The organism is Streptomyces sp. NPDC005533, assembly GCF_042871845.1.
Lineage (GTDB): Bacteria > Actinomycetota > Actinomycetes > Streptomycetales > Streptomycetaceae > Streptomyces.
Map to the genome: position 1 here is coordinate 1 of NZ_JBIAJH010000065.1, position 21,463 is coordinate 21,463.

Annotated in this window: 16 protein-coding genes; 11 read left to right on the plus strand and 5 right to left on the minus strand. The window is 73.9% G+C overall.

Annotated elements, in window-relative coordinates:
* Positions 1-95: 95 nt before the first annotated feature.
* The 3 genes from ACFYP3_RS34455 to ACFYP3_RS34465 form a co-directional block, all read right to left on the minus strand.
* Positions 96-866, minus strand: coding sequence for a thioesterase II family protein (locus ACFYP3_RS34455; RefSeq protein ID WP_388841531.1), 771 nt, complete (start codon positions 864-866; stop codon positions 96-98).
* A gap of 63 nt (positions 867-929) precedes the next feature.
* Positions 930-1,157, minus strand: coding sequence for a hypothetical protein (locus tag ACFYP3_RS34460; RefSeq protein ID WP_388841534.1), 228 nt, complete (start codon positions 1,155-1,157; stop codon positions 930-932).
* 5 nt (positions 1,158-1,162) lie between these two features.
* Complete coding sequence (locus tag ACFYP3_RS34465) at positions 1,163-2,722, minus strand: acyl-CoA carboxylase subunit beta (protein WP_388841536.1); 1,560 nt, start codon at positions 2,720-2,722, stop codon at positions 1,163-1,165.
* Between the two features lie 270 nt (positions 2,723-2,992).
* Here ACFYP3_RS34465 and ACFYP3_RS34470 point away from each other — a divergent pair, with 270 nt between their 5' ends.
* Genes ACFYP3_RS34470 through ACFYP3_RS34505 form a run of 8 tightly spaced genes read left to right on the plus strand, consistent with a single transcriptional unit; the run spans position 2,993 to position 14,017 of the window.
* Positions 2,993-4,804, plus strand: a complete 1,812-nt coding sequence (locus tag ACFYP3_RS34470; protein ID WP_388841539.1) for a fatty acyl-AMP ligase — start codon at positions 2,993-2,995, stop codon at positions 4,802-4,804.
* Positions 4,798-6,555, plus strand: a complete 1,758-nt coding sequence (locus ACFYP3_RS34475; RefSeq protein WP_388841542.1) for an acyl-CoA dehydrogenase — start codon at positions 4,798-4,800, stop codon at positions 6,553-6,555. The genes ACFYP3_RS34470 and ACFYP3_RS34475 overlap by 7 nt, the downstream gene beginning before the upstream one ends.
* 53 nt (positions 6,556-6,608) lie before the next feature.
* Positions 6,609-6,911: an acyl carrier protein gene (locus ACFYP3_RS34480; RefSeq protein ID WP_388841545.1), complete on the plus strand. Its 303-nt coding sequence runs from the start codon at positions 6,609-6,611 to the stop codon at positions 6,909-6,911.
* Positions 6,911-9,886 (plus strand): type I polyketide synthase, encoded by a 2,976-nt coding sequence (locus tag ACFYP3_RS34485; RefSeq protein ID WP_388841548.1) that lies wholly within the window; start codon positions 6,911-6,913, stop codon positions 9,884-9,886. The genes ACFYP3_RS34480 and ACFYP3_RS34485 overlap by 1 nt, the downstream gene beginning before the upstream one ends.
* Entirely contained in the window at positions 9,883-10,941 is a 1,059-nt protein-coding gene (locus ACFYP3_RS34490) for a 3-oxoacyl-ACP synthase III family protein (protein WP_388841551.1), read from the plus strand. Before ACFYP3_RS34485 ends, ACFYP3_RS34490 begins: the two co-directional genes overlap by 4 nt.
* Before the next feature lie 7 nt (positions 10,942-10,948).
* Positions 10,949-12,883: an HAD-IIIC family phosphatase gene (locus tag ACFYP3_RS34495; protein ID WP_388841554.1), complete on the plus strand. Its 1,935-nt coding sequence runs from the start codon at positions 10,949-10,951 to the stop codon at positions 12,881-12,883.
* Complete coding sequence (locus ACFYP3_RS34500) at positions 12,870-13,106, plus strand: phosphopantetheine-binding protein (protein WP_388841556.1); 237 nt, start codon at positions 12,870-12,872, stop codon at positions 13,104-13,106. The genes ACFYP3_RS34495 and ACFYP3_RS34500 overlap by 14 nt, the downstream gene beginning before the upstream one ends.
* Positions 13,103-14,017 (plus strand): 4'-phosphopantetheinyl transferase family protein, encoded by a 915-nt coding sequence (locus tag ACFYP3_RS34505; protein WP_388841559.1) that lies wholly within the window; start codon positions 13,103-13,105, stop codon positions 14,015-14,017. The genes ACFYP3_RS34500 and ACFYP3_RS34505 overlap by 4 nt, the downstream gene beginning before the upstream one ends.
* Before the next feature lie 16 nt (positions 14,018-14,033).
* Here ACFYP3_RS34505 and ACFYP3_RS34510 read toward each other — a convergent pair whose 3' ends face one another.
* Both ACFYP3_RS34510 and ACFYP3_RS34515 read right to left on the minus strand, forming a co-directional pair.
* Complete coding sequence (locus tag ACFYP3_RS34510) at positions 14,034-15,071, minus strand: LuxR C-terminal-related transcriptional regulator (RefSeq protein WP_388841562.1); 1,038 nt, start codon at positions 15,069-15,071, stop codon at positions 14,034-14,036.
* A gap of 384 nt (positions 15,072-15,455) precedes the next feature.
* Positions 15,456-16,184 (minus strand): 4'-phosphopantetheinyl transferase, encoded by a 729-nt coding sequence (locus ACFYP3_RS34515; protein WP_388841565.1) that lies wholly within the window; start codon positions 16,182-16,184, stop codon positions 15,456-15,458.
* 310 nt (positions 16,185-16,494) lie between these two features.
* On the opposite strand from ACFYP3_RS34515, the gene ACFYP3_RS34520 reads away from it, so the two are divergent.
* From ACFYP3_RS34520 to ACFYP3_RS34530, 3 genes are all read left to right on the plus strand, one after another.
* Positions 16,495-17,322, plus strand: a complete 828-nt coding sequence (locus ACFYP3_RS34520; protein ID WP_388841568.1) for a metallophosphoesterase family protein — start codon at positions 16,495-16,497, stop codon at positions 17,320-17,322.
* Positions 17,323-17,467: 145 nt separating this feature from the next.
* A complete protein-coding gene (locus ACFYP3_RS34525; protein ID WP_388841571.1) occupies positions 17,468-20,173 on the plus strand; it encodes an AAA family ATPase in 2,706 nt (901 codons plus the stop codon).
* 165 nt (positions 20,174-20,338) lie between these two features.
* Positions 20,339-21,289 carry a polyprenyl synthetase family protein gene (locus ACFYP3_RS34530; protein WP_388841574.1) on the plus strand — a complete coding sequence of 317 codons (951 nt, stop codon included), beginning with the start codon at positions 20,339-20,341 and terminating at the stop codon, positions 21,287-21,289.
* Positions 21,290-21,463 lie beyond the last annotated feature (174 nt).

The window sequence follows — 21,463 nt, forward strand, 5'->3', positions numbered from 1 at the left end:
ACCCCCCAGGTCATCCGTTCGACAGAGGGGACACAGTCATACCGGGCCCGGAGGCCAGCGGCCCCATTGCAGGACCGCGAAAAAGATAACGGGGGCTACGCCAGCTCGCGCCGGAGCAGGGAGATCACCTCGGCGGCGTGCTCGTTGAGGTAGAAGTGGCCGCCGGGGAAGCGGTACAGGGAGAAGGGGCCGTCCGTGTGGTCGGCCCAGGCCGCGGCCTCCTCGGCGGTCACCTCGGGGTCGCTGTCCCCGGTGAGAACCGTGATCGGGGAGGTCAGGGCGGGGCCGGGGCGGTAGCGGTAGGTCTCGGCGGCCTTGTAGTCGCCGCGGATCGCCGGGAGCACCGAGCGCAGCAGGTCGTCGTCGGCCAGGACCGCCGGGTCCGTGCCGTTCATCCCCTTGATCCTGGCGAGCAGTTCGGCGTCGGGGGCGAGGTGGACCAACTGGTTCGCGCGCGGACGCGAGGGGGCCCGGCGCCCCGAGGCGAACAGCGCCACCGGTGCGGGATCGCCGGCCGCCTCCATCTGCCGCGCCACCTCGAAGGCGAGGGACGCGCCGAGGCTGTGCCCGAAGAGCGCCACCGGGCGGTCGCACCACGGCCGCAGCTCGGCGAAGACCCGGTCCGCGAGCTCGTGCAGATCGTCGACGCACCGCTCGTGGCGGCGGTCCTGGCGGCCCGGATACTGCACGGCCAGCACGTCGGCGTCCGGGGACAGGGCCCGCGAGACGGGGAAGTAGTAGCTCGCCGAGCCGCCCGCGTGCGGGAAGCAGAAGAGCCGTACGGGGGCGTCCTCGGCGGGGTGGAAGCGGCGCAGCCAGACGCTGGTCGCCGTCAGGGTCGAAGCGGGCAGGGTGGTACGGGTCATCGTCGGTCGGTGTCCTTTCGGGGGAGGCGGGAACGGCTCACGGGCGGTCACGGCAGGTCCGGCTCACGGGTCGGTCCAGGTGCCCGGCGGGCGCCAGCCGCGGGCGGGACCCCAGCCGGCCCGGGCCGGCCGCGCGGCCCCGGGGCCGGCTCCGGCCCCGGCCCCGGCCCCGGCGCCGCCGTCGCCCGGGCGCCGGGCGACGGCGAGCAGCGCGAGGAGGACCGCGGCCAGCTCGGTGCCGTCCGGTGCGCCGCGCACGATCTTCACGTGTGGTTCGGCCCGCTCGCTCATCGCGCTCAGAACGGCGGGTTGCCGTGCTTGCGTTCGGGCAGCGGCACGTGCTTCGCCCGCAGGACCTCCAGCGCGTCCGCCAGCACCTGCCGGGTGGCGGCCGGGTCGATGACGTCGTCGACGAGGCCGCGCTCGGCGGCGTAGTAGGGATGCATGAGTTCCTGCCGGTACTGCTTGACGCGCAGCGCGCGCGCCGCCTCCGGGTCGTCCGACGCGGCGATCTCCCGGCGGAAGACGACGTTCGCCGCGCCCTCGGCGCCCATGACGGCGATCTCGTTCGTGGGCCAGGCGAACGACAGGTCCGCGCCGATCGAGCGGGAGTCCATGACGATGTAGGCACCGCCGTACGCCTTGCGCAGGATCACCTGCACCCGGGGCACCGTGGCCGCGCAGTACGCGTACAGCAGTTTCGCGCCGTGCCGGATGACACCGCCGTGCTCCTGGCCGCTGCCCGGCAGGAAGCCCGGCACGTCCACCAGCGTCACCAGCGGAATGCTGAAGGCGTCACAGGTCTGCACGAACCGGGCGGCCTTCTCCGAGGCGTGGATGTCCAGCACCCCCGCGAGCGAGGCGGGCTGGTTGGCGACGATCCCCACCACGTGGCCGTCCAGCCGGGCCAGCCCGCAGATGATGTTGGTCGCCCAGTGGGCGTGGACCTCGAAGAGATCGCCGTCGTCGATGATCTCCTCGATCACCGCGCGCATGTCGTACGCACGCGCCGGATCGGCCGGCACCAGCTCGGACAGCGCCCCGGTCCGGCGGTCGGCCGGGTCGCCGGCCGCTACCGCCGGCGGCATCTCACGGTTGTTGGAGGGGAGCAGCGACAGCAGGTGCCGTACCTCCTCCAGGCACTCCTCCTCGGTGTCGTAGAGGAAGGCGCTCGCACCCGAGACCGAGGAGTGGACCTGCGCGCCGCCGAGATCGTCGTGGCTGATCCGCTCGCCCGTCACCGCCTGCACCACGTCGGGGCCGGTGATGTACATCTGCGCGATGTCGCGCACCATGAACACGTAGTCCGTCAGCGCGGGGGAGTACGCCGCCCCGCCGGCGCACGGCCCCAGCATCACGCTGATCTGCGGAATCACCCCGGACGCCGCCACGTTGCGGCGGAAGATGCCGCCGTACCCGGCGAGCGCGGTGACGCCCTCCTGGATCCGGGCCCCCGCGCCGTCGCTGAGCGACACCAGCGGCGCGCCGGCCGCGAGCGCGAGGTCCATCACCTTGTGGATCTTCTGCGCGTGGGCCTCGCCGAGCGAGCCGCCGAAGATCCGGAAGTCGTGCGCGTACACGAACACCCGGCGGCCCCCGACCTTGCCCCACCCGGTCACCACGCCGTCGGTGTGCGGTCTGCGGTCCTCCAGGCCGAAGCCGGTGGCCCGGTGCCGGCGCAACTGCTCGATCTCGCGGAAGGTGCCCGGATCGAAGAGCAGGTCGAGGCGCTCGCGCACGGTCAGCTTGCCGCGGGCGTGCTGCGCCTCGGAGGCACCCGCGGACGGGCCCAGCTCGGCGGACTCCTTGATCGCTCCTAATTCGGCCACTCGGACACCGACATCGGCAACTGTCATGCTCCACCCGTTTCCTCGGCCGTCGGGGCGCGCCGATGGCGGCCCAGGGCAGTGCCCGCCATTGAAGGCGGCCGGGGGCGCGCGGAGAACACCGATCACCCCCCTGACCGGGATAGGGGTGCCGTCCGCGGGTCTGCGGAGCGGGCGGCCGCCGGCGCCGGGGGCCGCGCGGCCGGCGGGCGCAAGCGCCCCTTAAGGACGTGCCCGCAGGATCCGGGGGAATCGAGGTCCGCCATTCCACGGGCCCGCTGACCCGAGGGGATGCCGCGGATGTCACCGTCACGCTTCGCCACCTTCACCGAACTCCTCCGGGTTCGGGCGGCTGAACTCGCCGACGAGGACGTACACGTCTTCCTCCGCGACACGGCGAGCGGGGTGGAGGCCGAGCACCTCACCTACGGCGAGCTGGACCGCGAGGGCAGACGGATCGGAGCCTGCCTGCGCGAACACGGGGCGACCGGGCAGCCGGTGCTGCTGGTCTACTCCTCCACCGTCGAGTTCCTCAAGGCGTTCGCCGGCTGCCTCTACGCCGGCGCCATCGCGGTCCCCGTACCCATGCCGGGCGAGGCCGGCCGCGACAAGCGGCTCAACCGCACCACCGCCGTGCTCAAGGACACCGCCGCGAAGGTGGTCCTCACCGAGACGGCCGCCGCCCCCGAGGTCGCGCTGTGGCTCGCCCGCAACGCCGGCCCCGACGCGCTGTGCGTGGTCAGCGACGTGCCCGGCATCGGCGACGCCGACGCCTTCCAGCCCGTGAGCGCCCGCCCCGACGACCTGGTGTTCCTCCAGTACACCTCGGGCTCCGTCTCCGAACCGCGCGGCGTGACCGTCTCGCACCGCAACCTCCTGGCGAACCAGGCCGCCCTGCAGAAGGTCCTCCGGACCACCCGCGAGGACGTCTTCGGCAGCTGGCTGCCCTACTTCCACGACATGGGACTGGTCGCCCACCTCCTGCACCCCGTGTGGCTCGGCGGCCACAGCGTCCAGGTCACCCCGCTGTCCTTCGTCAAGCGCCCGCTGCGCTGGCTCCAGGCCATCGACGAGTACGGCGTCACCGTCGGCGGCGGCCCCAACTTCTCCTACGACCTGTGCGTGCGCCGCGTCAAGGACGAGCAGATCGCGGCGCTCGACCTGTCCCGCTGGCGCCTCGCCCTCAACGGCGCCGAACCCGTACGCCCCGAGAGCCTCGACGAGTTCGCCGAACGGTTCGCCCCGGCCGGATTCCGCCCCGAGGCCCTCTACCCCTGCTACGGACTGGCCGAGGCGACCCTCGTCGTCTCCGGCGGGGTCCCCGGCACCCCCCACGTCCGCAGGGACTTCGACCGGACCGCCCTCCAGCGCGACCAGGTGCTCCGCGCCGGATCCGGACAGAACGTCAAGACCCTCATCGGCTGCGGCACCCCCGTCGACGTCGAGGTCCGCATCGTCGACCCGCTGACCCACCGCGAACTGCCGGCCGGCGCCGTCGGCGAGATCTGGCTGCGCGGCTACGGCGTGGCCCGCGGCTACTGGCGGCGGCCCACCGAGACCGCCCACACCTTCCTCGCCAGCCTCAACGGCGAGGAGAGCAACTTCCTGCGCACCGGCGACCTGGGCATGCTCGAAGAGGGCGAACTGTTCGTCACCGGGCGGCTCAAGGAAGTCGTCATCATCAACGGCCGCAACGTGTACCCGCAGGACGTCGAATGGGCCGCCCGGACCGTCAGCCCCGCGCTGACCTTCGGCGCCGGCGCCGCGTTCTCCGTGGACGCCGGCGGCGAGCAGCTCGTCCTCGTCCAGGAGGTGCGCGGGGCGGGCAGCGCCGAACTGCGCACCGTCGCCCAGCGGATGCAGGCCCTGATCGGCAAGGAGTTCGAGATCCCGGCCGGCAACGTGCTCCTGGTGCGCCCCGGCACCGTACGTCGCACGAGCAGCGGCAAGGTCCAGCGCACCCTGATGCGCAAGCTCTTCCTCGACGGGGTCCTGCGCGGCGAGTACGAGGTGCTGACCCCGGACGTGTACGCGCTGGCCCGCGCCGAGGACGTGCTGTTCGGGGAGGACCTGCTGCGGCCGGAAGGAGCCGACGGAGGAAGACGGTGGTGACGTCGCTCCTCGGCGACCAGGCAGTGGACCGGCAGCGCGAGAGCAGCGTCCGCGCCCGGGTGGCCGAGCTGGAGGAGCTGTTCGGCGACCCCTCGGACCCGGCCAACCCGGTCGGCTGGACCGCGCTGCTGGAGGCCGACCGGGCCGCGGTGCCCTTCGCGGCCGGCGAGGCGCTCCTCGACGGGTTCGGCATCACCGACGAGTACATCCCGCGCGCCCTCGGCGGGCGGCTCGACGGCATGGACACCCTGGTCAGGATCATGCGCCCGGTCTTCCGCCGGGACGTGGGCCTGGCCATGGGCCACGGCATGACCACCTTCATGGCGGCCTCCGACGTCTGGACCGCCGGGAACTCCCGGCAGCGGCACTGGCTCGCCGGGCTGCTGCGCGACGGCGGCAAGGCGGCCATCGCCCAGCACGAGACCGCCCACAGCAACGACTACGTGCGCAGCCAGGTCACCGCCCGCCGCCACGGCGACGGCTATCTGATCAGCGGCGGCAAGCCCATGGTCAACGACCTGGAACGGGCCGGGGCGCTGGTGCTGTTCTGCCGTACCGACCCGGCCCCCGGCAGCCGCAGCCACTCGGTGCTCCTCCTGGAACCCGGACAGCTGACGGACGCACGGGCCGCGGTGACGGCCCGCCGCACCCCCGTCGGGCTGCGCGGCTGCCGCTTCGCCGGGGTGGAGTTCGACGACTGTCCGGTGCCCGGGTCCGCCCTGCTCGGCCCGGAGGGCACCGGGATCACGACCGCACTGCGGTCCTTCCAGATCAGCCGGACCGTGATCGCCGCGACCGCCGTGGCGGCCCTCGACACCAGCCTGCGCACCGCCGTCCGCTTCGACCGGGAGCGCTCGGGCGGCTGGCAGGCGGGCGGCCGCGGTGACGGCGGCCGCACCGGCGCGGCGCTCACCAACGCCTTCGTCAACCTGCTGCTGTACGACGCCCTCGCCGTCGTCGCCACCCGGGCCCTGCACCTGCTGCCCGCCGAGACCAGCGTCTACTCGGCGGCGCTCAAGTACCTGCTGCCCCGCGTGCTCACCGAGACCATGTACGACCTGTCCATCGTGCTCGGCTCCGGCTTCTACACCCGCGAGGGCACCCTCGGCATCTTCCAGAAGCACGTCAGGGACGTACCGGTGCTCAGCCTCGGCCACGCCGGGACCGTCGCCTGCCAGGCCACCGTCATCCCGCAGATGCCGCGGCTGGCACGGGCCTCCTGGTTCGTCGAGGACGAGGCGCCCGCCGGACTGTTCCGGCTGAGCGGCGACCTGCCGCCGCTGCGGACCGATCGGCTCAGCCTCGCGTGCGGCCGGGACTCCCTCAGCGCGACGATGCTGGCCGTCAGCGCCGGCATCGACGGCACCGGCCCCGTCGAGAGCGCCCTGCGCACCCTCGCCGGGCAGCTCGTCGAGGAGTTCCGCGACGTACGGGCCCGGGTGCTGCGACTGGACGCGGCCGGTGCGGCGGCCACCGCCCAGCCGGCGAAGTTCGCCCTCATGGACCGGTACGCGCTGCTGCTCGCCGCGGCCGCCGTGCTCGGGCTGTGGGACCAGGGCCGTTACGGCCCCGACCCGTTCCTCGCCGACCCGTCCTGGGCCGCCGCCGCACTCCACCGCATCGCCCGCCGGCTGGGCACGCGCGTCGCCGATCTGCCCGCGGAGTGCGAGACGCGGATCCGGCACGAGGTCCAGCTCCGCTTCAGCACCCAGATCAGCTACGACCTCTACTCGACGCCCATCCCCGGCTGACCGGTCCGCTGGCCGGCCGGCGGACGCGCCGTACGCACTGAAGGAGTCCCACGATGACCGTTCCCACCGCTCGGCCCGCCGCGGCCATCGACGGCGTGCTGCCGCACGAGTGGCTGTACGCCCGGCTCTCGCTCTACCTGCGGCGCGCACCCGAGACGATCGATCCCAGCGTGCCGCTCGCCGAGTACGGCATGGACTCGGTGGCGGCGCTCAGCCTGTGCGGTGACCTGGAGGACGAGTTCGGCCTGGAGGTGGAGCCGACGCTGCTCTGGGACCACCCGACCGTGACCAGCCTGGTCGGCTACCTGTCGACGGTGCTTCCCGCCGGCACGCCGGACGCGCGGGACCGGCACTGATGGGCGACATCGCCGTCGTCGGGATCGACTGCGCGTTCCCCGGGGCGGCGGGCGTGCAGGCGTACTGGGACCTGCTGATGCGCGGCGGGGACGGCATCGGCCCGGTCCCCGCGCAGCGCTGGGAGGCCGGGGACTTCCCCGCCGTCAGCGGCAGCGGCGGTTTCATCGACGACGCCGATGTCTTCGACAGCGACTTCTTCTCCGTCACCCCGCGCGAGGCCGCCGCGATGGATCCGCACCACCGGCTGCTGCTGCCCTGCGCCTGGCGGGCGCTGGAGGACTCCGGGCGCGCCCCCGGCGACCTCGCGGGCACCGAGACCGGCGTGTTCGTCGGCGTGATGGGCGGCGAATGGGGCCGCCTCACCATGAGCGACCTCGCCCGCGTCACCCCGCTGCTGGGCGCCGGCAGCAGCGCCGGCATGGCCGCCAACCGGATCTCCTACCACTTCAACTTCACCGGACCCAGCCTGGCCGTCGACACCGCCTGCTCGTCCTCGCTCGTCGCCGTCCACCTCGCCGCGGGCTCCCTGCTGACCGGGGAGTGCGACACCGCCCTGGCCGGCGGGGTCAACATCGTGCTCTCGCCCTCCCTGGGCATGGTCTACGACCAGCTGGGCCTGGCCGCCTCCGACGGGCGCTGCAAGCCCTTCAGCGCCGACGCCGACGGGATCGGACGCAGCGACGGCGTGGGCCTGGTGGTGCTGCGCCGGCTGGAGGACGCCCGCGCCGACGGACAGCGGATCTACGCCGTCCTGCGCGGCAGCGCCGTCAACCAGGACGGCCGCAGCAACGGGGTGATCGCCCCCAACCGCTGGTCGCAGCAGAGGGTGCTGGACTCCGCGTACCGGCGCGCCGGCGTCAGCCCCGACCAGGTCGCCTTCGTGGAGGCGCACGGCACCGGGACCGTACTCGGCGACGCCATCGAGTGCGCGGCGCTCGGCGCGGTCCACGGGGTCCCGCGCGAGACCCCGTGCGCCATCGGCTCCGTCAAGGGCAATCTGGGCCACACCGAGGGCGCGGCCGGCATCGCCGGCCTCATCAAGACCGTGCTGGCCCTGCACCACCGGATCGTCCCCGCCAGCCTGTTCGCCGACCGCGAGAACCCTCGGCTGCGGCTCGCGGAACGCGGCATGCGACTGCTGAAGTCCCCGATGCGGCTGCCGCGCGGGGAGAGCCTCGCCGGCGTCAGCAGCTTCGGCATGGGCGGTACGAACGCCCACGCCGTGCTCGGCTCGGCGCCCCGGATCCCGCTCGCCGCCCGAGCCCGTACGGGCGGCGCGCGCGACGCCGTCGGCGTCTTCACCATCAGCGGCGACACCCCCGAGGCGCTGCGCCGCAATCTCGCCGCGCAGGCCGAAGCCGTGGCCCGGCGGCCGCGCGGCGGCGCGGCGGCCCTGTGCCGGAGCAGCAACCGGATCAAGACCGGCCTGCCGCACCGGTTCGCGGTCCCCGTGCGCGACACCGACGAGCTCGTGGCCGCACTGCGCCGCGCGGCGGACCCGCGGGACGCGGCCGGGGGCGGCGGCCGCCCGTGGGGCCGGCCGGTCGTGGCCTTCCTCTTCACCGGCCAGGGCAGCGAGTTCCCCGGCATGACGGCGGGCCTCCACCGCGACTCCCCGGCCTACCGGCGCCACCTCGCCGAGGCCGACGAGGCGCTCGCGGCGCACCTCGGCACGTCGGTGCGCGAGCTGATCCTCAGCGGCGACGAACGGGTGCACCGGCCCGAGTTCGCCCAGCCCGCGCTGTTCGCCGTCGGCTGCGCGCTGGCCCGTACCCTCACCTCGCTCGGGATCACCCCGGCGGCCGTCCTCGGCCACAGCCTCGGCGAGTACGCCGCCGCCGTGACCGCCGGCGCCCTCTCCCTCGACGAGGCCGCCCGTCTGGTGGTCCGGCGCGGCGCCCTGATGGGCGAACTGCCCGCGGGCGGCGGCATGCTCGCCGCCGCCACCGGCCCCGAAGGACTCGCCGACCTGCTGGCGGCGGAGCCGGGCACGGTCCTGGCCGCGCTCAACGGCCCCGCGGACACCGTGGTCTCCGGACCGCTGGAGGCACTGGAACGGATCGGGCGGGCGCTCGCGGGGCGCGGGGTCCGCGTCAAGCGGCTGCCCGTCTCCCACGCCTTCCACTCGCCGCTGATGGCCCCGGCCGCCGCCGGCCTGCGCACCGAGCCGGTGCGCTGCGAGGCACCCGCCGTGCCGGTGGCCTCGACCCGGCACGGCCGGATGCTGCGCCACGAGCTCATGGACGCCGGCTACTGGGCCGACCAGATCGAGGAGCCGGTGCTCATGGACGCCGCGCTCGGCGCGCTCGTCGCCGACGTCGCCCCCACCCACCTGATCGAGATCGGCCCGCGCGGCACGCTCCTGCAGATCGCCGCCCGCGGCGGTCGCGCGGCGGCGGCGGAGCTCCTGCACCCCGCCCCGGGCGCCGGGGCCACGGGGAGGGAACTGGCGGCGACCGTCGCCGCCCTGTACCGGGGCGGGCTGGACCCGCTCTGGGAGGAGCTGTACGAACCGGGGCACCGGGTCGTCGAAGCGCTGAGCCCGTACGTCTTCTCGTCGGCGCAGCGCCACTGGGACCGGCAGGCGTTCGTGCACACCGCCCGGCCCCAGCCCCAGCCCCCGTCCCCGTCCCACCCGGCCGGGCCCGTCGCCGCCCCGCCCGTCGCCGTCGCGCCGCTCGCCGCGCCTGCCGGGCCCGGCACCGGCGCCCAGGCCGACGATCCGGTGCTCCTCGCGGTCGTCCAGGCCGTCACCGAGGTCGGCGGCTACCCGCCGGAACGCGTCGTGCGCGAGGCCCGCTTCCACGAGGATCTCGGATTCGACTCGGTGATGATCATGCAGCTCAAGAACCAGGTGGAGGCCAGGCTGCCACGGGTCGGCGAGGTCTCCGTGCAGGAGATGCTGCCCGCGCTGCGCTCGGTCGGCTCGCTGGCCGCCTTCCTCGACGACATGCTCCTGGCGAGGTCGGCATGACACGGGCGACGCACGCGACGAACGGGGCGGACGCGGCGGACCGCGGCACGGTCTACCTCGCCGCGACCGGTACGGCACTGCCCGGCGACCCGGTGGACAACACCGCCCTCGGCGCCCTGCTGGGCGTGAGCGAGGAGTGGATCGACATCTTCGTCGGCACCCGGACCCGGCACTTCGGCTGGGACCCGGTCACCGGAGAGGTCCGCGGCTCGCTCGCCGACCTGTGCGCCGAAGCCGGCGCCCGGGCCATGAGCGCAGCGGGAACGGGCCCCGCCGACATCGAGTTCGTGGTGCTCGCGACCGCGACCCCCGATCTGCTCCTGCCGACCACCGCGAGCGAGGTCGCCGACCGCCTGGGCCTCGACCACCTGCCGGTCTACCAGGTCCAGGCGGGCTGCTCCGGCGCCGTCCAGGCCCTCGACCTGGGCCGCACCCTGATCCTCGGCGGCCGCAGGGCCGGCCTGATCCTCGGCGGGGACGTCACGCACCGGTTCCTGTCGCCCCGGCGGGACACCGCCCGGATGCCCACCGAGGAACTGGTCAACTACGTCCTCTTCGGGGACGGGGCCGGAGCCGCCGTCCTCACGGACGAGCCCGAGGGCGAGCGGGTCGCCGTACGGGCGGTGCTGAACTCCTTCACCGGGCAGGGCCGTCCGCCCGGCCAGGTGCTGGACTGGTACGGGACCACCGACCGCGACTCGGAGCGGCGGATGCTGGCCGAGGACTACAAGGCGATCGAGGAGCAGGTGCCGAAGATCTCCGTGGAGATCCTCTGGGAGCTGCTCGGGGGGCTCGGATGGAGCCTCGACGACGTCGGCTTCCTGCTGCCGCCCCAGCTCTCCGAGCGGATGACCGCGCGCATCGTCGAGCGGCTGCCGGCCGGCCCCGCCCGGGAGGTGTCCTGCGTGTCCGAGACCGGCAACACGGGCAACGCCCTGCCCTTCCTGCAACTGGAGCGACTGCTCCCGCAGTTCGCGGTCGGGGACCGGGCACTGGCCCTGTGCGTGGAGTCCAGCCGGTGGATCCGGGCCGGCTTCGCCCTGGAGAAGGTGTGAGCCGCCGATGACGACGGGACTGGACCGGCTGCGCGAACTGCGCGGGCAGGGCCTGCTGGAGAAGGCGTACGACGAGGTGCCCGGGCTGCTCGCGCAGGAGAGCGGCCCGGGCGGCCGCGGGGCGCGCTCCGGGACGACCGGGGGAGGGCCGGTGTCCGCGGCGGCGGCCGGCCGGCTGCTCGGCGGACTCGACGCCGACGCCGTGCTGGCCCACCACCCGAGCACCCCCGTCGTGACGGTGGCGGTCACCGGCCAGTCCACCGTCGGCCACGTCATCGACCCCCTCCGGGGCGAACTGGCCCGCCACGGCCTGCTGCTGAAGACGGTGCTCGGGGAGCACGGCACGTACCTGCGCGACCTGACCGACCCCGGCGGCGAACTGCGCACGGCCCGCCCGGACCTCACCCTGTGCCTGCTCGACGCCGAGACCGTCTTCGCGCAGGTCCCCGCGGTGTGGCGGCCCGAGGACGTGGAACGCGCGGCCGAGGAGGCGCTGGGCCGGTGCGCCGCGCTGGCCGAAGCGGCCCCCGGGACCCTGGTGCTCAACACGGTCCCGCTGCCGCGCGAGCGCAGCCACCAGCTGATCGACCACCGCTCCCGGGCCCTCCTGGGCGCGGTGTGGCGGGAGTTCAACGCCCGGCTGCTGCGGCTCACCGCGTCCGGTCCCGACGGCCGGCTCGTGGTGATCGACCTGGACCCGCTGATCGGCGAGGGCGGCCCGGTCACCGACCCGCGGCTGGCCGGACACGCCAAGGTCCGGCTCGGTGCGGAGCTCCTCGCCGCCTACGCCCGCGAGGTGGGGCACCTGGCCCGCGCGCTCGCCGGGCGGGTCCGCAAGTGCCTGGTGCTCGACCTCGACGACACGCTGTGGGACGGGGTGCTCGGCGAGGAGGGCCCCGAGGGCGTCGCCGCGGCCGGCACCCTGCGCGGGGAGGCCTTCGGCGCCTTCCAGAGGTGCGTCAAACAGCTCGGCTCCCAAGGCGTGCTCCTCGCGGTCAGCAGCAAGAACGACGAGGGTCTCGTCCTGCGGACGCTGAGCACCCACCCCGATCTGGTGCTGCGCGAGGGCGACTTCGTACGGATCAACGCCAACTGGGAGCCCAAGGACGTCAATCTGACCGACATCGCCCGGGCACTGGACCTCGGCACGGACGCCCTCGTCTTCGCCGACGACTCGCCGGCCGAGCGCGCCCGGGTCCGGCACGGGGCGCCCGACGTGGCCGTCGTGGCGCTCGACGAGGAACCCGCGCTGCACGTGACCCGGCTGCTCGCCGACGGCTGGTTCGACACCCCGCGGCTGACCGACGAGGACCGCGCCCGGACCGGCGAGTACCACCGGCAGCGCGAACGCCGGGCGCTGCACGCGGGTGCGGGCTCGCACGAGGAGTTCCTGCGGGCGCTGGAGGTCCGGGTCGGGCTCGGCCCGCCCCGCCCCCACGAGTTCGCCCGGATGTCCCAGCTGACCCTGCGCACGAACCAGTTCAACCTGGCCGGCGGGGGCCACCCGGAGGCCGAGCTGGCGGCCCTGGCCGCCGATCCGGCACGGTGGCTGCTGGCCGCCCGCAGCGCGGACCGGTTCGGCGACAACGGCCTGGTCGGAGCGGTGCTCGGGACCGTCACCGCGGGGGTGCTGCACCTGGACAACATGTGGCTCAGCTGCCGGGTCCTCGCGCGCGGCGTCGAACAGGCCTGCCTCGCACTGGTGTTGGAGCGGGCCCGCGCGCTCGGACTGTCCGGGGTGACCGCCCGGTACGTCCCCACCGCGCGCAACCACCGCGCCCGCGACTTCTACCCGTCCTGCGGCTTCACGCGGGCGGGGACCGGCGGGCCGGCGGACGCGGCGGTGAGGTTCCACCACGACCTGGGGCGGGTACCGGAAGTACCCGCGCACGTGCGCATCACCGAAGCCCCGGGGGGAAGGGGGACCGATGGGCATCGATAGCCTCGACGAGTTCCTGCGGACGGTCCGCGACGACCTCGGCCTGGACCTCGCGATTCCCGAGGGCGCGGACACCGCACTGGTGGACCTGCCGGGTTGGGACTCACTGAACCTGCTTCGCCTGGTGGCCCTCCTGGAGGAGTCAGGCCACCGGGTACCGGTTTACCGACTGCTGGAGGCGCACCGCCTCCGGGAGATCCACACCCTCGTGAAGGAGTACGGATGACTGCCCCGGGCAGCCCCTCGCTCGGCCCCCCGCTCGGCGAGCCCGTCGCCGTGGTGCCGGGAGGCGACTCGTGGGACCGGGTACGGGAGGACCTCGCCACGCACGGGACGGCGCTGGTCTACGCCTGGCTGAGGGACCTGGAGCCGCGCGTGCCGTCCGGCGACGGGCTGCGCGAGCTGCTCGGCCGGGACTGGACGCGCTACCTCGACCTGACCCACGCCGACGTCCGCGGCCGCTACACCGCCTCCCGGATGCTCCTGAAGCACGCGGCGAGCGCGGTGCTCGACAGCGATCCCGCGGACCTGGAACTGGCCTACGGGCCGACCGGGCGCCCGTACCTGCGCGGCTGCGACCAGATCGACATCAGCCTCAGCCACACCGAGGACCTGCTGCTCGTCGGGCTGACGACCACCGGTCTCATCGGGGTGGACGCGGAACGGGCCGACCGCGAGATGCACGCCGGCGGGCTGGGCCGGCACATCTGCACGCCGTACGAGTCGGTGCTGCTGTCCGGGATGCCGGAGGCGGAGCGCAACGACGCGCTCGTGCGGCTGTGGACCCTCAAGGAGGCCTACAGCAAGGCCATCGGCCAGGGCATGCAGTTCCGGTTCACGGAGTTCGGGTTCGGCCCGGACGGCCGGGCGGTGCGGGTCCAGCGGCCGGACGGGACCGCGGGGACCGGGGACGAGTGGATCTTCCGTACGTTCCCGGTCGCCGACGGCTACGTCGTCAGTGCGGCGGTGTACGACGCGGGCTTCGGCCGGCTCCAGGACGCCCACGTCACCACGATGCTCGACCAGGACTGCGTGGACGCGATCACGGAGGCGCTCGACGAGACGGCGCACGAGGAGCGGGCGCACGAGGAGCGGGCGCACGGCGCGGCGCCGTACGGCGAAGGCGGGCGCCTCTGAGACCATGTCGCCGGGATCACGACAGGGAGGGGACCGACCCCCCGGAGAGCATCTCCTGCCGGGCGGCGTTGTAGCCCGCCTGGAAGCGGCTGGTGGCCTCCAGCTCCTCGGTGATCTCGGCGATGTGGCGGCGGCAGGTCCGCACGGACATGCCGAGCCGGCGCGCGACCATCTCGTCCTTGTACCCCTTGGTCATCAGCCGGATGATCGACCACTTGAGCTCGTCCGAGGAGGCCGGGGAGCGTTGGGAGTCGACGACATAGGGGGACGCGCCGTCCCACAGGTACTCGAAGACGGAGCACAGGAACGCCACGAGCGTGGGCTCGCGGACGATGGCCGCCCCGGGCGCGCTGTCGCCGTGGGCGCGTTCCGGCAGGAAGACGACCTCCCGGTCGTAGATGATCAGTCGGTCGATGACTTCGTCCGCGGTGCGGATCTCCGCGCCCTGTTCGCTGACCTCGCGGACGTAGGAGCGCGTGGGCAGGTCGTTGCGGGCGGTGTGCTGGTAGATCGTTCGGATCCGGACACCGCGGGAGAGGGTGGACAGGGCCGACTCCTTGGCCTTCTCCAGCAGATCCGCCGGGCGTGCGCCGCCGGGCTGGACGGTGAGCAGCTCGCTCTTGCAGTTCTGGCTCAGGTGGTCGAGCATCGCCTGGATCCGGGAGACGTCGGTGATGACGTCGAAGGCCTCCAGCCGGTTGCGCACGCGGCGCCCCTCGAAATACAGGGGGGTCAGGGACAGCAGCTTGGCCCGGACGTCGGTGACCGCCTGCTGCAGATCGCGTATGTGCCGTTCGGCGGGCCCCACCAGCGAGGCGGCCGCGACATCGGGTGTGACAGGGGTGAGCTCGTTGGCGTTCCCCGGCATGGACTGCAACAGGCGCACCCCGGTCAGTACCCGTTCCACCCGTACGACCTCTTCGGGCGTCAGTGACAGCTGCTCGGCGATCTGATCGCGCACGAAGCGGCCGCACTCGACCGCGAGACCATACGCGGTGGCACTGACGTCGTCCAGCTCGGCGAACCCCGAATCCGAGCCCTCCCCTGTAAACATGTCAGCCCCCGCTGGTTGGTGTATTTGCTGCCACGTAACTTTACGCCAACGTACCGCCCTTGGCGTGGCTGATCGAGATCGAGCAGTCTGTTCGCATCACCCGGAGCCACCGAGTCGGAAGTGTCCGGCGGTGCGGGTGGAGTGGAACTCGATCTTCGACTGGGGGAAGTCGTGAGAACTATTTCCGTTAAGGTATCTTCGATTTGCTTGACTGTAGTGACGAGTGTGGTATTAGCGCTGGGGGTTCAGGTCGCCGCGGGCCCGGTCGTGTCGAATGCGTCCGCCGAGTCCGTGATCGCCGTCGCGCTCGATGGGGGCACCCCGGAGGTGGGTGTCGTACCGGACGACGACCGATGGGGATGACCGACCTTCACGGCTAGCGGTTCAGAAAGCGCTCCCCGCACGGCAGATGCGGGGAGCGCTTCGCCGTACCGGAGCGCCCACGGCGGCGAGCCGGTCAGCCGGCACCGCTATAGCACTCAGCAGTACGCCGTTCTCCGCCGACCAGCGGCCGCTGAACGCGGTCGGTCCGGCCGGGGAGAGTGTGGAGGGGTCCGGCAACAGCCGGGCGTGGAAGGTCTCCTGTTCGGGGTCCACGCCCACCAGGGCGTCGGTGAAGTCGAGTTCCTGGCCCGTGAGGGGGAACCAGGTCTTGTAGACGGCCTCCTTGATGCTGAAGAGCAACCGGTCCCACGCCACCTCGGGCACCTCCCGCCCCAGCTCCCGCACGAGACGCAGCTCGTCGGGCAGGGCGATCGAGTCGAGGACTCCCTCCGGCATCGGGGCGTTGGGCTCCGCGTCGACCCCCACGGAGGCGAACTCCGCGCTGCGGGCGAGGGCCACCCCCCGGAAACCGGCGCAGTGGGTCATGGATCCCACGACCGAAGGCGCCCACTGCGGGACACCGCGCCGGCCCGGCACCACGGGAGCGGGCGGCAGGCCCAGCTGTCCCATGGCGCGACGGGCGCACCACCTGACGGTCCCGAACTCCAGCCGCCGCTTGGGTACGGCGTTGCGGATCAGGGACTCCTCCTCGGGGTAGAGGAAGACGTCGGCAGGGTCGGTGGTGGCTTCGGCGGTCGCGACGTTCGCGGGCAGGAGCTTTGTGAGCACGGCATTCCCTCGGGTCGCTGTTTCGGTCTGACAGCTCCCACGCTCGCGCCGCCGCCCCGCCCCGACCAGGAACGAAGTGCCAGGTCAACCGGACTGACCCGGAGTAACCCCGGTTCTCTCCCAGGCTGCTGCCATCCACCGGGCCGTGCAACCGGTGCCTGCGGGGGCACTGCCGGGTGACCGGGCGGGCATTGTCATCTCCCTGCCATGTGCCCGAACAGGGGTTCGTTCTCGTCAATTGAGGGGTAGGGAAGGGGTGTTCATGCCGCCTCCGACCGTGCACACTCACGGAATGCCGCACGGAAACCTCATGGGTATCAGCGACCTCCATGTCGGATTCCCGGAGAACCGCCGGATCGTCGAGGAGCTCTATCCCGACAGTCCCGCCGACTGGCTCATCGTGGCCGGCGACGTGAGCGAGTCGCTCGACGATCTCCGATGGGTGCTCGACCTGCTCACGCGGCGCTACGCCACCGTGGTGTGGGCGCCCGGGAACCACGAACTGTGGACCGTACGAGACGATCCGCACCCCCTGCGCGGGGAGGCGCGCTACCGGCGGCTGGTCGAGATCTGCCGCTCCTTCGGCGTGCACACGCCCGAGGATCCCTACCCCGTCTGGGTGGGGCCGGGCGGCCCGCTCGTCGTCGCCCCCCTCTTCCTCCTGTACGACTACAGCTTCCGCACCCCGACGGCCGCCACCAGGGAAGAAGCCCTGGAGCAGGCGTACGAGGCGGGGGTGGTCTGCACGGACGAGTTCATGCTGCATCCCGACCCCTACGCGTCCCGGGAGGCGTGGTGCCGGGCCCGCGTCGCCCTCACCGAGCAGCGCCTGGCCGCCTGCGATCCCGACCTGCGGACCGTGCTCGTCAACCACTTCCCGCTCGTGCGCACCCCCACCCGGATCCTGCGGCACCCGGAGTTCGCCCAGTGGTGCGGCACCGAGCTCACCGCCGACTGGCACACGCGGTTCCGGGCCGCCGCCGTCGTCTACGGCCACCTGCACATCCCGCGCACCACCTGGTACGACGGCGTGCGCTTCGAGGAGGTGTCCGTGGGCTATCCGCGGGAGTGGCAGCGGCCCGGCCACCCGCGCGACATCCCGCGCCGGATCTTCCCCGCCCCCGGCCGCGGGAATTGATGCGTGGCAACTTCCGGACAGTGTGGGCCGCGCCGTCCCCGCCTAGACTGACCGTGAATTCCTGCTCGCTCCACGCTCGAACAGTCCCTTTCCGTGCTCGCGCCTTCCTGTCGAATACGCGGAACAGGGGCACGGGGGGACTCTTATGCTTTTGTTCCGGCGCGCCGAGGAAATTGCCCTCTTAGATGCGCTGCTTTCCGGCTGCGCGGCAGGCAATTCCGGAGTCCTGCTCGTCGAGGGTGCGGTCGGCTGTGGAAAAAGCGAATTCCTCGAAACGGCCGCCGGGCAGGCGGAGAGCCGCGGCGGAACCGTTTTGCGCGCCATCGGCACCCCGGCAGAACAGGGCCATCCGCTGGGCGTCCTGCGCCAGCTGACCGCCGACGCCCCGGCCGGTGCGCTCCCGCCACCGCCGACCTCGCCCGACGAAGCGGAACGCGTCGAGTCCATGCGGGCCTTCGCCCACGCCGTCCGCGAACTGAGCCTCGCCGCCCCGGTGGTCGTCTGCGTCGACGACCTGCACCACGTCGACGAGCTGTCCCGCCGCTACCTGCTGCACCTGGCGCGCGGGACCCGGCAGGCCGCGGTCCTGCTCGTGCTCGGCGAGTCCGCGCACGAACACGGCGACGACCCGCTGCCGCGCACCGAACTGATCCGGCTGCCCCACTTCGCGAGGCTGCGCCTGCAGCGGCTCGCCCCCGACGCCGTCCGCGCGATGCTGGCCGACCGGACCGAGGCGGAGGCCGGCCGGCTGTACGAGGCCAGCGGCGGAAACCCGCTGCTGCTGCGGGCCCTGCTCCAGGACCCGCGGGCCCTGCCCGGCGACTGCTACGCCGAGGCCGTCCTCGCCTGCCTGCACCACAGCGGTCCCGCCACGGCCGACCTGGCCGAGCCGATCGCCGTACTCGACGACCTGGCGACCCCCGCCCACCTCGCGCGGCTGACGGGGGCCGCCGAGGCCACCGCGGCCCGGGCGCTCGCGGCGCTGGAGGCCGCGGGCCTGCTCGCCCCCGAGGGCGGGTTCCGCCACCCGGCCGCGCGGGCCGCCGTACTCGACCGGATGGACCCCGCCGCCCGGACGGCCCTGCACCGCGAAGCCGCCCTGCTGGCCCGCGCGTCGGGCGCCCCCGACACCACGGCCGCCGCACACCTCCTCGCCGCGCGGCACACCCGTGAGGAGTGGGCGCTGCCCGTCCTGCGCTCCGCCGCCGACCAGCACGTCGCGGACGGGGACCCCGAACGGGCCCAGGCCCTCCTGCGGCTCGCCCACGAGGCCTGCCCGGACGACACGCTGCGCGCCGAGGTGAGCGTCCGGCTCAGCACCGTCGCCGCACGCACCGACCCGGCCGCCGCCGAACACCACCTCGCGGCCCCGCTGGCCGCCGTGGCCGGGGGCCGGCTCGACCCGCGCGCGCTCGGTGCGCTCGCCCGGGCGCTGGCCGCCCAGGGCCGCATCGACGCGGCGGTCGACGTACTGGAACGCCTCGCGCCCGCCGACGGGCGCCGCGCCGGCGCCCCGGGCGAGGACCCGCTGGACGGCCTCTCGGCGTTCCCCCAGTGGGCCGCCTCCGCCCACCGCGGGAACGCCGAGGGCGGCCCGCACCCGGCGGCCCGTCCCGCCCGCACCGCCGTCCACCCGGCCGCCCCGTGGACCCTGCCGGGGGAGGCGGAGGAGGGCACGGCCGTCCGCGCCGCCGAACTGTTCCTGCGCGGCGCCACCCTCGCCGAGGGCACCGTGGAACCGGTGGCGCAGGCCCTGCGCACCCTGCTGTACCTCGACGGCCCGGCCCGCGCGCTGCCGTGGTGCGAGGAGTTCGTCCGACAGGCGACACGGCGCGGAGCCGGCGGCTGGCGGGCCGTGTTCGCCGCTCTGCTCGCCGAGGCGCGACTGCGCGCCGGCGACCTGACGGGCGCCGCGGCCACCGCCGAGGAGGTCCTGAGCTCGGCGCCGGGCCGGCGCGGCAGCATCCTGCTGAGCGCGGTGGCGGGAACACTGGCCCGGGCCCGCATCGCCATGGGCCGGCACGAGGACGCGGCCGCCGCCCTCAGCCGGGCCGTCCCCGCCGAACTGGCGGGCAGCGTCCACGTACTGGGCCACCTGCGCGCCCGGGGCCAGTACGCGCTGGCGACGAGCCGGTTCCACGCAGCCCTCGGCGACTTCCTGGACATCGGCCGCCACATGAAGCGGTGGGGCCTGGACCGGCCCCGGGTCCTGCCCTGGCGCACGGACGCCGCGGAGGCACTGCTCCGGCTCGGCGAGACCCACCAGGCCGAGCGGTTCCTCGCCGACCAGCTCACCACGCGGGACGCCGCCGACCCCTGGGTGCGCGGCACGTCGCTGCGGCTGCGCGCGTCCCTGCGCGAACCGCGGGAGCGGCAGGCGATGCTCGCCCGGGCCGTCGAAGAACTGCAGCGCTCCGGGGACCAGTACGAACTGGCGCGCGCCATGGGTGATTTCGGCCAGGTGCTGCGCGAGGTCGGCGAACACGCCCGGGCCGCCATGGTCGAACGCAGGGCCTGGCACCTGGCCAAGGCGAGCGGGGCCGAGACGCTGTGCGCGAGGATCCTGCCCGGCCACACCGGTGAGGACGACGAGGCGCAGGAGACGGCCGAGGCGCCGGACGCCGGACTGGTGGCGAGCCTGAGCGAGTCGGAACGGCGGGTGGCCCTGCTCGCGGTGCACGGCCACACGAACCGGGAGATCGCGAAGAAGCTCTTCATCACCGTGAGCACGGTGGAACAGCACCTGACCCGGGTCTACCGCAAGCTGGACATCCCCGGCCGTCAGGCCCTCCCGGCCGACCTCCAGCCGGGCGCCGCGGAGCTCGTCCGAGGCGGCGGGGTTCCGGTATGACAAGGTGATGGCAAGCCAATCCCTCGCCGCCCCGGCGTGGCAGACACCAGGGGCTCCCGACCCCGCCGCGCACCCCGGAACCTGCCTGTGCGCGCTCTTCGGTGGCTTCCGCGGCCCGTGTACGGGAAAGTCGGTCATGAGGACGTAGCCCGCAGGGAGGGCACCATGACCACACCGACACACGACCAGCCGTGGCGCACCGCGTCGCCCGGACAGGTGCGTGACGCCATGATCGAACGGGTCGAGCAACGACTCGCCGGACTGTTCGCCGAGGAGCACCGCACCCGGCGCACGTCCGACCCGCGCAGCGCCGTCCTGGTGATGGGCGTGGCCGAGCTCGTCCAGGCCGGCGGGGAACGGGCCCGGCCCGCGATCTGCCTCACCGGGTACCTCGCCGCCGGCGGCGATCCGCAGGGGCAGGAGGCGGTGACCGCGGCCGCCGCGCTCGAACTGCTCGACACCTGCCTGGTGATCCGGGCCGACGTACGGGACAACGCGCCGTTGCGCCGGGGCATCCCGACCCTGCACATCAGCCATGCCGCCGAGCACGAGCGCAACGGCTGGCGGGGCGAACCGCGCCGGTTCGGGGAGGGCACCGCCGTCCTCGCGGGCGACCTGGCCCTCGCGTACGGGGACCGGCTGGCGGTCGGACTGCCGCACGAGGTGCGCCGGTTGTGGGACGACCTGCGCGCCGAGCGGGCCATCGGCGCGCACATGGAGGCCGCCGCGGCGACCGAGTACCTCGACGACGCCTGGCCGGGGCAGTGCCTGGAGGGCTGCGGCAGCGGGTGCGGGGCGGGCTGGTACGGACTGCGGCACGCGCTGCTGATCGGCGCCGGGCTCGCGGGGCGCGAGGACCTGGCCGAGGCCTACGAGGAATACGGCCGGGCCGTGCACGCGGCCTGGCGGATCCGCGGATTCCTGAGCGGCGGCCCGGGCTTCGACGGTGACGCCCAGTTCCTGCGCGACGTGTTCTTCGACGGGCAGGCGCGGGACCGGGCCGAGGAGACGATCGCGGCGCTCGTGGTCCGCGCGGACGAAGCCGTGGCCGGGGCCCGGATCCCCCGCGCCTGGCGCGCCGAACTGTCCGCCCTGTCCCGCGAACTGGCCGGCTAGCCCGTCTCCGTGACCCCGCCCCGACCCTTGCCGGGCCCCGCCCGGACCGTGTGCCCCGGGGCTGGAGGGTGCGGCTCAAAGATCGGGGCTCCGCCCCGGACCCCGCGCCTCAAACGCCGGCGGGGCTGAGTTTGTGCGGCTTAGCTGGATGGTGCGCAAGCACTGGGTAGCAGG

Bases quoted from the DNA above. Each gene is read 5' to 3' on its own strand.
- ACFYP3_RS34455 (WP_388841531.1), bottom strand. From the start codon at position 866: ATGACCCGTACCACCCTGCCCGCTTCGACCCTGACGGCGACCAGCGTC.
- ACFYP3_RS34460 (WP_388841534.1), bottom strand. From the start codon at position 1,157: ATGAGCGAGCGGGCCGAACCACACGTGAAGATCGTGCGCGGCGCACCG.
- ACFYP3_RS34465 (WP_388841536.1), bottom strand. From the start codon at position 2,722: ATGACAGTTGCCGATGTCGGTGTCCGAGTGGCCGAATTAGGAGCGATC.
- ACFYP3_RS34470 (WP_388841539.1), top strand. From the start codon at position 2,993: ATGTCACCGTCACGCTTCGCCACCTTCACCGAACTCCTCCGGGTTCGG.
- ACFYP3_RS34480 (WP_388841545.1), top strand. From the start codon at position 6,609: ATGACCGTTCCCACCGCTCGGCCCGCCGCGGCCATCGACGGCGTGCTG.
- ACFYP3_RS34485 (WP_388841548.1), top strand. From the start codon at position 6,911: ATGGGCGACATCGCCGTCGTCGGGATCGACTGCGCGTTCCCCGGGGCG.
- ACFYP3_RS34490 (WP_388841551.1), top strand. From the start codon at position 9,883: ATGACACGGGCGACGCACGCGACGAACGGGGCGGACGCGGCGGACCGC.
- ACFYP3_RS34495 (WP_388841554.1), top strand. From the start codon at position 10,949: ATGACGACGGGACTGGACCGGCTGCGCGAACTGCGCGGGCAGGGCCTG.
- ACFYP3_RS34500 (WP_388841556.1), top strand. From the start codon at position 12,870: ATGGGCATCGATAGCCTCGACGAGTTCCTGCGGACGGTCCGCGACGAC.
- ACFYP3_RS34505 (WP_388841559.1), top strand. From the start codon at position 13,103: ATGACTGCCCCGGGCAGCCCCTCGCTCGGCCCCCCGCTCGGCGAGCCC.
- ACFYP3_RS34510 (WP_388841562.1), bottom strand. From the start codon at position 15,071: ATGTTTACAGGGGAGGGCTCGGATTCGGGGTTCGCCGAGCTGGACGAC.
- ACFYP3_RS34520 (WP_388841568.1), top strand. From the start codon at position 16,495: ATGGGTATCAGCGACCTCCATGTCGGATTCCCGGAGAACCGCCGGATC.
- ACFYP3_RS34525 (WP_388841571.1), top strand. From the start codon at position 17,468: ATGCTTTTGTTCCGGCGCGCCGAGGAAATTGCCCTCTTAGATGCGCTG.
- ACFYP3_RS34530 (WP_388841574.1), top strand. From the start codon at position 20,339: ATGACCACACCGACACACGACCAGCCGTGGCGCACCGCGTCGCCCGGA.